General features: G+C 30.7%; 15 protein-coding genes. 4 read left to right on the top strand and 11 right to left on the bottom strand.

Annotated features, from left to right (window positions below):
• The 4 genes from B5E58_RS06915 to B5E58_RS06930 form a co-directional block, all read left to right on the top strand.
• A partial coding sequence (locus tag B5E58_RS06915) for a sulfide/dihydroorotate dehydrogenase-like FAD/NAD-binding protein (RefSeq protein ID WP_088108967.1) occupies positions 1 to 857 on the top strand: 857 nt, incomplete at its 5' end.
• 19 nt (positions 858 to 876) lie between these two features.
• Complete coding sequence (gene gltA, locus B5E58_RS06920; RefSeq protein WP_088108968.1) at positions 877 to 2,265, top strand: NADPH-dependent glutamate synthase; 1,389 nt, start codon at positions 877 to 879, stop codon at positions 2,263 to 2,265.
• Between the two features lie 110 nt (positions 2,266 to 2,375).
• On the top strand, positions 2,376 to 2,957 hold the full coding sequence (locus tag B5E58_RS06925) for a DUF3877 family protein (RefSeq protein WP_088108969.1): 582 nt from the start codon (positions 2,376 to 2,378) through the stop codon (positions 2,955 to 2,957).
• Between the two features lie 6 nt (positions 2,958 to 2,963).
• Positions 2,964 to 3,920 carry an asparaginase gene (locus tag B5E58_RS06930; protein WP_088108970.1) on the top strand — a complete coding sequence of 319 codons (957 nt, stop codon included), beginning with the start codon at positions 2,964 to 2,966 and terminating at the stop codon, positions 3,918 to 3,920.
• Between the two features lie 32 nt (positions 3,921 to 3,952).
• Here B5E58_RS06930 and B5E58_RS06935 read toward each other — a convergent pair whose 3' ends face one another.
• The 11 genes from B5E58_RS06935 to ilvA all read right to left on the bottom strand — a co-directional run bounded on the left by B5E58_RS06935 (position 3,953) and on the right by ilvA (position 12,043).
• Positions 3,953 to 4,255: a Dabb family protein gene (locus B5E58_RS06935; RefSeq protein ID WP_088108971.1), complete on the bottom strand. Its 303-nt coding sequence runs from the start codon at positions 4,253 to 4,255 to the stop codon at positions 3,953 to 3,955.
• Positions 4,255 to 6,060, bottom strand: coding sequence for a DUF4127 family protein (locus B5E58_RS06940; RefSeq protein ID WP_088108972.1), 1,806 nt, complete (start codon positions 6,058 to 6,060; stop codon positions 4,255 to 4,257). Before B5E58_RS06940 ends, B5E58_RS06935 begins: the two co-directional genes overlap by 1 nt.
• A 54-nt stretch (positions 6,061 to 6,114) precedes the next feature.
• Complete coding sequence (locus B5E58_RS06945; RefSeq protein WP_088108973.1) at positions 6,115 to 7,308, bottom strand: Card1-like endonuclease domain-containing protein; 1,194 nt, start codon at positions 7,306 to 7,308, stop codon at positions 6,115 to 6,117.
• 61 nt (positions 7,309 to 7,369) lie between these two features.
• Positions 7,370 to 7,762: a GerW family sporulation protein gene (locus B5E58_RS06950; protein ID WP_088108974.1), complete on the bottom strand. Its 393-nt coding sequence runs from the start codon at positions 7,760 to 7,762 to the stop codon at positions 7,370 to 7,372.
• Between the two features lies 1 nt (position 7,763).
• The gene (locus B5E58_RS13350) at positions 7,764 to 8,714 is read right to left on the bottom strand and encodes a hypothetical protein (protein ID WP_143597243.1); all 951 of its coding nucleotides are present in this window, start codon (positions 8,712 to 8,714) and stop codon (positions 7,764 to 7,766) included.
• Positions 8,711 to 9,412, bottom strand: coding sequence for a TIGR01906 family membrane protein (locus tag B5E58_RS06960; protein WP_242956621.1), 702 nt, complete (start codon positions 9,410 to 9,412; stop codon positions 8,711 to 8,713). Before B5E58_RS06960 ends, B5E58_RS13350 begins: the two co-directional genes overlap by 4 nt.
• A 1-nt stretch (position 9,413) precedes the next feature.
• Entirely contained in the window at positions 9,414 to 9,731 is a 318-nt protein-coding gene (locus B5E58_RS06965) for a hypothetical protein (RefSeq protein WP_088108976.1), read from the bottom strand.
• A gap of 118 nt (positions 9,732 to 9,849) precedes the next feature.
• Entirely contained in the window at positions 9,850 to 10,020 is a 171-nt protein-coding gene (locus tag B5E58_RS13650) for a hypothetical protein (RefSeq protein ID WP_088108977.1), read from the bottom strand.
• Between the two features lie 3 nt (positions 10,021 to 10,023).
• Entirely contained in the window at positions 10,024 to 10,380 is a 357-nt protein-coding gene (locus tag B5E58_RS06975; RefSeq protein ID WP_206608560.1) for a sulfite exporter TauE/SafE family protein, read from the bottom strand.
• A complete protein-coding gene (locus B5E58_RS06980) occupies positions 10,377 to 10,727 on the bottom strand; it encodes a sulfite exporter TauE/SafE family protein (RefSeq protein ID WP_242956622.1) in 351 nt (116 codons plus the stop codon). Before B5E58_RS06980 ends, B5E58_RS06975 begins: the two co-directional genes overlap by 4 nt.
• A 116-nt stretch (positions 10,728 to 10,843) precedes the next feature.
• On the bottom strand, positions 10,844 to 12,043 hold the full coding sequence (ilvA, locus tag B5E58_RS06985; protein ID WP_088108978.1) for a threonine ammonia-lyase: 1,200 nt from the start codon (positions 12,041 to 12,043) through the stop codon (positions 10,844 to 10,846).
• Positions 12,044 to 12,246: the final 203 nt, after the last annotated feature.

The following is a 12,246-nucleotide window of genomic DNA, read 5'->3' on the forward strand; positions in this document are numbered from 1 at the left end:
AAATGTTTAAAATAGTAACTAAAAGAAAACTTAATGACGCAGTTACACTTATGGAGATTGAGGCTCCTTTTATTGCAAAAAAAGCAAAAGCAGGACAGTTTATAATCTTCCGTATTGATGACAAAGGTGAAAGAGTTCCTCTCACAATAGCTGATTATGACAGAGAAAAAGGAACAGTAACAATTATATTCCAGAAAGTGGGGCTTTCAACAAAAATGCTTGCAGAAATGAACGAAGGAGATTATATTTCTGACTTCGTAGGTCCTCTCGGTGTTCCTACTGATTATGAAGACTTTAAAAAAGTTGCTGTAATCGGTGGTGGTGTTGGTAATGCTATCGCTTACCCACAGGCAAAAGCTCTCCATGAAATGGGAGTTGAAGTTGATGTTATCGCTGGTTTCAGAAACAAAGACATCGTTATACTTGAAGACGAAATGAGAGCTGCTAGCACAAACTATTACATAACAACAGATGACGGTTCTTATGGTGAAAAAGGATTTGTTACAGACAAACTTAAATCACTTATTGAAGCAGGTAACAATTATGATGCTGTAATAGCAATAGGACCTATTCCTATGATGAAATTTGTAAGTCTCACAACAAAACCTTACGGAATAAAAACAATCGTAAGCCTTAACCCTATTATGGTTGACGGTACAGGAATGTGCGGTGGCTGTCGTGTAACAGTAGGAGGAGAAATTAAATTTGCTTGTGTTGATGGACCTGACTTTGACGGACATCTTGTAGATTTTGACGAGCTTATGAACCGTAACTCAATATATAGAGAACGTGAAGCAGAAACAACAGAGACACATATGTGCCGTATGGAGAAATTAGGAAAAGAGCTTATTAAATAATAATCGGGAGGATTAAAAAATGGCTAACATGAGTTTAGAGAAAGTAAAAATGCCTGAACAGGCTCCAGATATAAGAAACAAAAACTTTAAAGAAGTTGCAACAGGATATACAGCAGAAATGGCTATTGAAGAAGCTGGAAGATGTCTTAACTGTAAACACAAACCATGTGTTAACGGATGTCCTGTTAATGTAAGAATACCTGAATTTATAGCAGAAGTTGCAAAGGGAGACTTCTTAGCTGCATACAAAGTAATAACAACAACAAACGCTCTTCCTGCTGTTTGTGGTCGTGTATGTCCACAGGAAAGCCAGTGTGAGTCTAAATGTGTAAGAGGAATTAAAGGCGAACCTGTTGCTATCGGTCGTCTTGAAAGATTTGTTGCTGACTGGTACATGGAAAATGGTAAAGATGAAATTGAAAAACCTGTATCAAACGGCAAAAAAGTTGCCATTGTAGGTTCTGGCCCTTCTGGTCTTGCTTGTGCTGGAGACCTTGCAAAACTTGGATATGATGTTTCAATATTTGAAGCATTCCACACAGCTGGTGGTGTTCTTGTTTATGGTATTCCTGAATTCAGACTTCCAAAAACAATCGTTCAGAAAGAAATCGACAAACTTTCAGCTATGGGTGTTAAAGTAATGACAAACATGGTTATTGGTAAAGTTCTCTCTATTGATGAACTTATTGATGATATGGGATTTGAAGCTGTATTTATAGGTTCTGGTGCTGGACTTCCTTCATTCATGGGAATTGAAGGTGAAGCTCTTGTTGGCGTTTACTCTGCTAACGAATATCTTACAAGAATTAACCTTATGAAAGCATACATAGAAAACTATGACACACCTATCAAACACAGTAAAGCTGTTGCAGTAGTTGGTGGTGGTAACGTTGCTATGGACGCTGCAAGATGTGCAAAACGTCTTGGAGCTGATGTATACATTGTTTACAGACGTTCAGAAGAAGAAATGCCAGCTCGTCTTGAAGAAATACATCACGCAAAAGAAGAAGGAATACAGTTTAAACTTCTCACAAACCCTGTAAAAATACTTAATGACGGAACTGGAAAAGTTGCCGGAATTGAATGTCTCGAAATGGAACTTGGAGAGCCTGACGCATCTGGAAGAAGAAGACCTGTTGCAAAAGAAGGTTCAAACTTTGTTATTGATGTTGACACAGTAGTAATGAGTATCGGAACATCTCCAAACCCACTTATAAGAAGTACAACAAAAGGTCTTGAAACAAACAGAAAAGGCTGTCTTGTTGTAAACGAAGAAACAATGCAGACAACTCGTGAAGGTATCTATGCCGGCGGTGACGCTGTAACAGGTGCTGCAACAGTTATACTTGCTATGGGTGCAGGAAAGAAAGCTGCTGAGTCAATTGACAATTATTTAAAAAATAAATAATTATTATTAAAAAGAGGATTTTAAAAAATCCTCTTTTTTTTATTTTAAAAAATAAAAATGGACAAAAATAAGTATTAATATATAATATACAGAGAAAGGAAGTGTTTTTTATGACAGACAAACTAAAAGGTTTTGAACACCTTAAAAAGAATATATATGACTATATTTATGAAGGCATGGTTAAACTTGGTTATGACAAAGGAAAATCTGTAACTATATTTTATGAAAAAGGTCTTCTTGCATGGCTTTTAAATACAGACAAAGAAAATATTCCCTCTTTGATAAATGATTTCAAAGAATACTCAAAAGAATATTTGGGAGAAATAATATTTGAAAAATCACAGGATAGATATAAAATAACTGTTTCCTATGAGGGAGTTTTAAAAATAGCTGAAAGCTACAAAGACCACACATTTTTAAAAAAATTAGTAAAAACTCTCCAAAACAGCGAATGTACTATTGATGACATAGAAAATGTTTTTAAAGAAATATCACCGGAATATATAAAAGAGGAAGTTGACAATTCAGAATTTCAATATGTTTTCCACTTTAAAGATAAATCTATTGATGAATTTAGATACTGTTTCTCCTTTGACAGTCTTGGAAAATACTATCACAGACTTTTAGACTATGATTATGAAGCTGTAATACATGATACTTGTATTCTCCATGACCACCATAACAGGGGGTAAGTATTTATGAAAAATATACTTTTAATAACAACAGGAGGAACAATAGCATCAAAAGAGACATCAGAAGGTCTCTCTCCTTCTCTATCAACTGAAACTTTTTTTAAAAACATAAAATCAGAAAAAAATTTTGTTTTTCCACCTGATTGTATTCCTCTTTTTAATGTTGACAGCACAAATATAACTATTGAAAACTGGCAAAAAATAGCTGAAACCGTTTTTTATAATATAGAAAAATATGACGGCTTTGTAATAACTCACGGCACTGACACAATGGCTTACACATCAGGTGCTTTAAGTCTTATGTTAGAAAATATAAATAAACCTGTAATAATAACAGGCTCACAACTTCCTCTTGAAGTTGAAAACAGTGACGCACCTAAAAATCTTTCTGATGCCTTTACAGTGGCTACATCAAACATAAAAGGTGTATTTATAGTGTTTAATGGTAAAATAATATGCGGTGACTGTGCTAAGAAACTTTATACTGAAAATTTTGACGCCTTTCACAGCATAAACAAAGAGTATGCAGGAAAAATAGAAAAGGGGAAAGCTATTATTAATGAAAAGTACACTGTTTCATCAGATAAACCTATTTCATTAAATATAAAAATGGAGAAAAACATATTTGTACACAGAATAACACCCTTTGATAATATATCAAACATTGATAATATTATTAATTCAGGAATAAAAGGAATTGTACTTGAAGGCTATGGAATGGGTGGTATACCAAATATAGAAAATTTAAACTATATTCCTATTATAGAAAAAGCCATTAAAAATAATATACCTGTTGTAATATCAACTCAATGTATATATGACGGTGTAAACTTGTCAACCTACGAAGTAGGTGTAAAAGCTATGAAAACGGGAGTTTTGTCATCAAAAAACTATACAACAGAATACGCCACTTTAAGACTTATGTATTTCTTAGGAAATAACAAAGATTTAAAAGAGTATTAAAAAAGCCCTAAAAAGGGCTTTTTTATTTTTTATTAATCCTCAAAATCAACAGATGCTCTATCTTCACGAAGTTTTTTACATAAAGCTGAATATTTTTTATGTTCAGGGTGATTAAGATAACTTTCCATTTCCTCTTTATTATTAAATCTTGTAAAAAGTATTGTATCAAAGTTACCATCTTTAGGCTCAATATTTTTCTTTATATAGGCATCTTTTATCTGAGGAATATGTTTTTTAAGTTCCTCATAACCATTTATGAGAAGATCTATATTCTCATCCTTTGTTCTACCCTCTGCAAAATCTTTAAGTTTCCACATTACAATATGATTTATCATTATTTTTCCTCCTCTATATTAAAATCTATATAACACTCAAAGTTTCTTTTCCATGGGAAATTATAATCTTTTAATGTTATATTTTTTATTTTAACAGAAAATTCATCTTTTGAAACAGTATCATTTATCATATATCTTAAAATATCTTCATCATTAAATATTTTTTTAAGTCTTTCACTTTTAACCATATCATTTTCAGTTATAACATATTGTTCTGCTATAATCTCTCTTTTTCCTGTTGTTGTATATACTCCGTCCTCAAAAATATGTCTCAAAAGAAGATTTGTGTTTAAAAGTATATTTTCTTTTGAAGGTTCTGAAAGGCTGTAAACTTCACCTTGAGCAATTCCAAGACCAATAGCATTAGCATTTGTATTCCAACCACTGTAACAGCTTAAATTAAGTATATATCCATCTTTAACAAGTGTATCAAAAACAGTATTAACTATTTCTGTCTGTGAATAGTCAAAAAGCTCAATAAGTCCAACATTTTCATTTTTATCAATAAGACTTTCAATTTCTTTTACTGTTTTATCTGGTGAATTTTGAGTTTTATAATCGTATATGAAAATATGAAGGGTATCCCCCTTTTCATTTGCCTTTCTCATTACAAAGTTAGTATAAATTTTTGATATTTCAATGGCATTTTTAACATCATAATCATCAACAGAGCTTACATTATCAGCACCATAAAGTTTTATATCTGTATATTTATTTTCTCTTTTAACCACATCAGAAGCATATATGAGCTGTGGTATCTCGTCCATACCACAAAGTATATTTACATTGTCACTTGTACCTGTTGCCGCCTTTAATGCCTCATTTTTTCCATACTGTTTTTCTATATTTGCATATATACTGTCATTGTCTGATTTCATATAATGTCTTGAAAAACTGTATTTTACAGGACTACCATTTACAGTGTCAATCCAATCTTTATTATCGCTATTATTATTCATATAATATATAAAGTCTGGAAGCTGTAAATCATCATTTCCTATTATTATTTCAGTTAAAAGTCCCGCTCTTTGCCATCTCATAATACTTTTAAATATTTCTGCTGTCTCACTAAAAATCTTTTTATAATTATTCATATACTGTTTGTATTCATCCTTTGAATAAATTTCATCACAGTATTTTAAAAATTCTCTCTCCCAATCAGAAATATTTTCAACACCCTTTTCAAAGGATTTATTATAAACATATCCCCATTCAAGCAAAAACTCAGAAGGTGAAACAACATCATAGTTTATTTTTATATAATCCAAAACTTCACTTTTATCATCATAATTATAAAAATGACCTATACCGTAAAGACTTTTACCGTCATCACTCCATATAGCCCCACCTCTTGAGTCTGGAAGGTTTCTAGGCATAGCTATATTTATATAATAAGAAGGCTTTTTATATGTATTTATAAGACTGTAAAGTTCATCAATGCCCTTTTCAATATCGTTATACTGGCTACTGTTTCTACTACCTACAAGTCCACCTGTAAAATATGTAGATGAATTTATTATAACTGTGGTATCTTTATTATTATTTTTAGCAACAAAACTTTTTATATCTTTTCTTATTTCATTACTGTTTGCAAAATGGTCATTTTTTCCACCACTAAATATATCAAGATTTTTACTTTGAGGATAAATGAGTGTATCTCCATTTATTTCAACAAGATTTTTTAAATACTCATTACTAACAGGTCTACTGTCAATAGGTGCTGTTATAACTGTACCTGCAAAAGCTGTTGTTCCAATTATGCCCGAAAATATAGCTGAAATTAAAATATTTTTTAAAAATTTCATAAATAATCATCTCCAAAATATAAAGGTGCTAAAAATAAGCACCTTTAAAAATTTTTATACTTTTGTCCATTTTAGACTTACAAGGTCTTGTCCTCTTATTGTATCTACAAGTATTTGAGGAAATTCTCTGCTTTTTATATCTCTCATATCAAGAAGGTCTATACCAAGCTCTTTCGCCCTCTTGTATGTACCTGTATTTTTTTGTTTATCCTTTCCAAAGGCAACAATTATATTTTTTGAGAACCAACCGCCAAGGCGTTTTCTCGCTATTACAAGCTCATTTAAGGCGGCTGTGTCAGCTTCTCTAAGTTTACAACTTATAAACACAGGCATAGAGTTGTCCATTATTATTACATCAATTTCATTTCCTGCAATATTTATACCGTCATAGGCGTTCCAATCTATAACAGAGCCTAGTCTCACATCATCAAATACCCCTGACATTTTAGCACTTATATATACATAAAGTTCAAGCCATACGCCAAAACCTATCATATACTGTTTATATCTCTTTTTGACAAACTTAAATCTTATATTTTCCTTTGTCATATTAAGGTCTTCTATAAAACCAAGTTTCAAAAATTTATTTAACATATCTTTGTTAGGACTTACTTTTTTACCATTTTTAAATGAAAGTGAAATCCTACTTTTAAGATTAAGCTCATCAGGCATCATATTTGAAACGGCTATCTGAAAAAATGAACAGGTCGTTTTCCATTCATTTATATTATCAAATATATACCTACACATTTCAATTATTTTTCTGAACTCATTTTCATTAGGTTCATCATGGGAATTACCTAAAAAACAAGCTCCCTTTGCATCTATAAAGTCAGATAATGTAAGTCTTGCTGTTTTAAAAACATCTTTTTTATCATGGATATTTATTATTTTACCTTGAATAATATCAGTATACACAAGTTTAGCTTCTCTACGACTTCCAGCCATATATCCGGCTATCATCATAAGCTCACTTCCACCTGTAAACTCTATTATACAATTTTCATTTCTATCTATGACCTCAAGAGTTTTATAATATATATCATCTATACTTGAGACATTTACAGGAACTCTCTCAAGTATTATATCCGGTATATGATTACTCAGACATTTTTTTAAACTCAGAAAATAACTCATATCTTTTAAACCATTGTCATATATAAACACAACTTTGTCTGGTTTTAGAGATATTGGTGCAAGAATGTTTTTAAGTGTATCTTTGTCAAAAAATTCTATAAGGGTAACCATATTATCACCACCGTAAAAATATTTATTTAATTAGTTTAATTTGTTTAAGTAGTTTAATTATTTAGTCTACTATTGTCTTTTCTTCAAAATCAACATCTTCTTTTGGTGTATTATCTTTATTTTTACCAAAAGCTCCTGCAAAATTCAATTTTGATACAGCTCCTGGAACCATATCTATAAGTCTATTTATTGCATCTTGATTTTTAACACTTACAAGTCTAACATTATCTTTTGTTATGACAAGTATTGCACTTGGAACTATTTTAGCTCCCATTCCTCCTGCTCCTTCTTTTTCACTTTTACCTCCCGCAGCAACTCCCACAGAAACTTCTATAATAGGTAAAAGTGTAACATCTCCCATTGTTATAGGTTCTCCCACAACAGTTTTAGAGGATATAAATTCCTCCATTTTTGCAAATATAGTTTCTATTGATTCATTATATCCATTAGCCATTTTATATCACATTCCCTTTCAAAATATTTTTAATAAGATTAAATACAGGTTTTGTAAATACAAATCTTAAAATATCAAAAATAAGTTTTCCTATTATAATTCTTCCTTTAGCCTTAAAAATCCCTTGAATTTTAAAACCTTCAAAGTAAGGTGTTATATTTACTGATTTTCCATAATAAGATTTACCTGCACCATAAGCCCCCATAACATAGCCTGTCATGGCAGGGTCTCCCAAGCCTATTTCCATATCAACAAATATATTTTTAGGAAGAACACCCTTAAAAAGTCTTTTTATAAGTTTTATAGAGGCTTTCAATATCTCTTTTTTGTCAGGTATATCCATAATCTTTTCAAATATACTTTTCTCTTTCGGTTTATTAACTTTTTTAGATTTTTTAGGCTTTGTTTTTTCAATTTCTTTTTCTGTATTTACTGGTTTTTTATTCTCTTTCTCTGTATTTTCAATTTTATTTTCAATATCAGAAACTTTAACTCTCTTAACAGTATTAGTATTTTTATCTTCACTAATCTTTTCTGGTTTTTCAATTTTTTCTGGTTTTATATTTTCATTTTGTTTTTCACTGTCAGTCTTTTTATATTCCTGTTTTACAGTTTCTTTTTTTACTTCAGTTTTTTTCTCCATAGTCTCAACAGTTTTTGAAACTTTTTCATTTTCTTTTATTTCATCATCACTGTTAAATTTTTTATGAAAAATCCTAAAACTATATTTAAAATCAAAATCATCTGTAATTGAAACTATAAAACGAACTGCCCCAAAAAGCCATTTAACTTCCGCATTTCCTTTAATATTATCATATCTTTCAAGCTCAATATAATATTTTATTGGAGTTAAAAGTATTATAAGAACAATAAGTAAAATAAGAGCAATAATAACACCTATAATTATTCCAATTATTTTCAAAAGACCAAGCAGAATTAAAAGTATATTCATACAATTCTCCTTCTACTGTCCATAAAAAGTATTATTACAGATATTGCAATTCCAATAACTGCCATTATTCCAAATAAAATCAATATTCTCAAAGCTGTATCAATAAAGAAAGGCTCCGGAACTATATTTATAAGAAGGTCGACTTTTGGGTCAAGAAGCCAAAGGTCATTATTAAAAAATATATTATGAAATATTACAAAATATTTTGTAAAATTTGTCGATACAATAAGCGAAACAACAGCAGAAATGACAGCTATAAAAGCTGATGTAAATAAAAACCCCTTTGCCATTACTTTTTTATATTCCTTACATATAAATACGAGTATAAGCCCTGAAATAACTGCAATAAATATACATATAAAACGTATATTTTTACCGCCAACAAAAAGATTTTTAACATCTTCCATATGCAATTTCTCTCTTGTGCTGAAAAATTCTCTCTCAACGCCATTTACTGTTGTATTTACAACAAGGTCATCTCTTTTGCCATCAAGATAGTCCATCATTTCATGGGTAACATACATAATATCATCCATAGTCATTGACACTTCATCAAGTACATTATATTTTGTATATTCATTTTTAAAATATCCGTCAATATCTCCATAGACTGCAATCTGAACAGAAGATATAAGCATTATAAAAATTATTGAAATAGACATCACAAAAGAAAGTAAATATTTTATAAATGTTTTCAAATTATAACTCACCTTCTTTTAACAGTCTTTTTATATCACAAACATTAAAACCTTTATTTACAGAGTCCCTGACCATATATGTAAGAAGGCTTAAAGCTTCTTTTTTCCCCTGAGCAATTCCTGCAATTATATAATTTTTTTTGATATTTTTATCTGTAAAAAGCTCTCTGCTACTTAAAATATCAAAAGTATTATTTGAATTTTCATTAATACATATACAAAATATATTAAATATAGGAATACCTCTTTTTAGAGAATAATAGACAGTTTCCAAATCGTCAACGCCTTCCCCCACATATATATTTTCAATAAAATTCATAAAATTACCCTCCGTAAAAATAAATATACATTTTGATTATATCATAAAACAAATACAATTAATATAAAGGTAAATATTTTGTAATAAAAAGGACGGAAAAAATCCGTCCCTAATTATATTATATCATAGCCTCCTCAAGGAGATTTATTTTATCATAGGGATAAAGTTCCAAAAGCTCCCTATATTGTTCACCGTCTAGGTTTGGAGTTTCAAGATATATTTTAATTTTTTCATCAATATCAGAATTTATAAATTTTTCTTTCAATTTTTCAAAATCATTTTTATCCAAAACCTATCTCTCCTCTTTTTTAAATATTTCAATTACTCCCATAATGGTTATAAACACCCCAAAAATTTTTCTTAAAATATACTCGTCTATTGATGAAGCGATAAAAGAACCTATCAAAGCTCCACCTATACCATATAAAACAAGGGGTTTTATTATTGATTTTTCAATATTTCCTTTTCTATTATGCATAAAAAGAGCTGAAAGAGCTGTTGGTATAAAATATAAAAGATTTATAAATTGACCTTGTTGCTGTGACATTTTACAGAAAAATACAACAGCCGGAATAAGCAAAGCTCCACCACCTATTCCCATACCACTTATTATTCCTGAAAAAAATCCTATAATGATACATTTTATCATAATATCATTCTAACTCCTGCAAATATCATAAACCCTCCAAATATAACATGAAGAAATTTAGCTGATATACAGGGCATAATCTTTGCACCTGTAAATCCTCCCAAAATGCCTCCAATAGATATAAAAATTGTTTCCCATAAAGGAATTTGGGTATTAAATATATATACAAAGGCTGATATTACAGATAAAGGCAATATAAGTGCTATGGCTGTTCCATGGGATTTATGAGCATCTATATTCAAAAATTTTTCCATAAAAGGTACAGCTATTGTTCCTCCACCACTGCCAAAAAGTCCATTGGCAAGTCCTGTTGCAAGTCCTATTAAAATCATTTTTATATTTTTCACACTAAAAACTCCCTTTTCTCTTTTTAGTATTATTCGCTTTTAGATATAAAAAATATACTTTAAACAAACAAAAAAATCCTTCGGGTTTTACCCGAAGGATTACAAACTATATTAAATTAATGTTTTTTTGTCTCATATCCATTTTCACGTAAAAGCTCAAAAAGTTCATCTGCGTGATTATGGTCTCTTGTTTCTACAACAAGATCAACAAGACATCTTCCAATATTAAGGTCTATACCAACACGGTCATGGTTTATTGATATAACGTTTGCGCCTGCTTTTGCAACAACTCTAAGAAGGCTGTTAAGCTGACCTGGTTTATCTGGAATATCTGCTGTAAATGATGTAACACGTCCTGTTTTGTGAAGTGCTTTATCAATTATTCTTGAAAGTATGTTAACATCAACGTTACCACCTGATACTATACACACAACATTCTTTCCGCCAATCTGAGCTTTGTCAAACATTGCTGCTGCAACAGAAACAGCTCCAGCTCCCTCAGCAACGAGTTTATGATTTTCTATAAGTGAAAGTATAGCTGTTGCTATTTCAGACTCTGTAACAGTTACTATACCATCAACATATTTGCTACATATTTCAAAAGTTTTATCTCCTGGCTCTTTTACAGCTATACCATCAGCCATTGTCATAACTGTGTCAAGTTTTTCTATTTTTCCATCCCTCAATGAATTATACATTGAAGGTGCTCCTGCTGCCTGAACACCATATACTTTACATTCAGGTTTAAGCTGTTTTATTGTATAAGCAATACCGGAAATAATTCCGCCACCACCAACAGGAACAAAAACAACATCTGCTTCTGGAAGTTTATCAAGAACTTCAAGAGCTATTGTTCCCTGACCAGCCATTACATAATCATCATTGAATGGGTGTATAAATGTATATCCATGTTCTTTTTGAAGTTTCATTGCTGTTGCATAAGCATCATCATAAACTCCCGGACAAAGAACAACATCTGCTCCATAGCTTCTTGTAGCTTCAACTTTTGAAAGTGGAGCTCCCTCTGGTATACATATAGTAGCTTTTATACCTCTTTTCTGAGCTGCAAGTGCAACACCCTGAGCATGATTTCCGGCAGAACAAGCAATAACACCTTTTGCAGCTTCCTCATCTGTAAGTTTTGCGATTTTATAATATCCACCTCTTAATTTGAAAGAGCCTGTAACCTGCATATTTTCGCATTTAATATAAACATTAGCCTTTGGATTTGTTTTAGGTGATGCAAGTAAAGGAGTTGTTCTTGCAACATCTTTTAATACTTCAGCCGCTTCTTTTACCATATCAAGTGTAATCATAATGCAACTCTCCATTCTTTATAAATTATACATATGTCTTTACTGCAACTACATTTGTATTATAATTGTCCTTGTCTCGAATACAATTAAATTATATGTCACTACGGAATATATGTCAATATAATATTAAACCAATTTTTGAACATTATTTTGTACAATACAATCACCAAAACACATTTATATTATTTTTGTCTTTCATTGAA

Origin of the sequence: Tyzzerella sp. An114, assembly GCF_002161055.1 — a bacterium.
GTDB lineage: Bacteria > Bacillota > Clostridia > Lachnospirales > Anaerotignaceae > Fimicola > Fimicola cottocaccae.

Coding starts and splice junctions, on each gene's coding strand:
- B5E58_RS06925 (WP_088108969.1), top strand. CDS start 2,376: ATGACAGACAAACTAAAAGGTTTTGAACACCTTAAAAAGAATATATAT.
- B5E58_RS06940 (WP_088108972.1), bottom strand. CDS start 6,060: ATGAAATTTTTAAAAAATATTTTAATTTCAGCTATATTTTCGGGCATA.
- B5E58_RS06935 (WP_088108971.1), bottom strand. CDS start 4,255: ATGATAAATCATATTGTAATGTGGAAACTTAAAGATTTTGCAGAGGGT.
- ilvA (WP_088108978.1), bottom strand. CDS start 12,043: ATGATTACACTTGATATGGTAAAAGAAGCGGCTGAAGTATTAAAAGAT.
- B5E58_RS06930 (WP_088108970.1), top strand. CDS start 2,964: ATGAAAAATATACTTTTAATAACAACAGGAGGAACAATAGCATCAAAA.
- gltA (WP_088108968.1), top strand. CDS start 877: ATGGCTAACATGAGTTTAGAGAAAGTAAAAATGCCTGAACAGGCTCCA.
- B5E58_RS06950 (WP_088108974.1), bottom strand. CDS start 7,762: ATGGCTAATGGATATAATGAATCAATAGAAACTATATTTGCAAAAATG.
- B5E58_RS06975 (WP_206608560.1), bottom strand. CDS start 10,380: ATGATAAAATGTATCATTATAGGATTTTTTTCAGGAATAATAAGTGGT.
- B5E58_RS06945 (WP_088108973.1), bottom strand. CDS start 7,308: ATGGTTACCCTTATAGAATTTTTTGACAAAGATACACTTAAAAACATT.
- B5E58_RS13350 (WP_143597243.1), bottom strand. CDS start 8,714: ATGAATATACTTTTAATTCTGCTTGGTCTTTTGAAAATAATTGGAATA.
- B5E58_RS06965 (WP_088108976.1), bottom strand. CDS start 9,731: ATGAATTTTATTGAAAATATATATGTGGGGGAAGGCGTTGACGATTTG.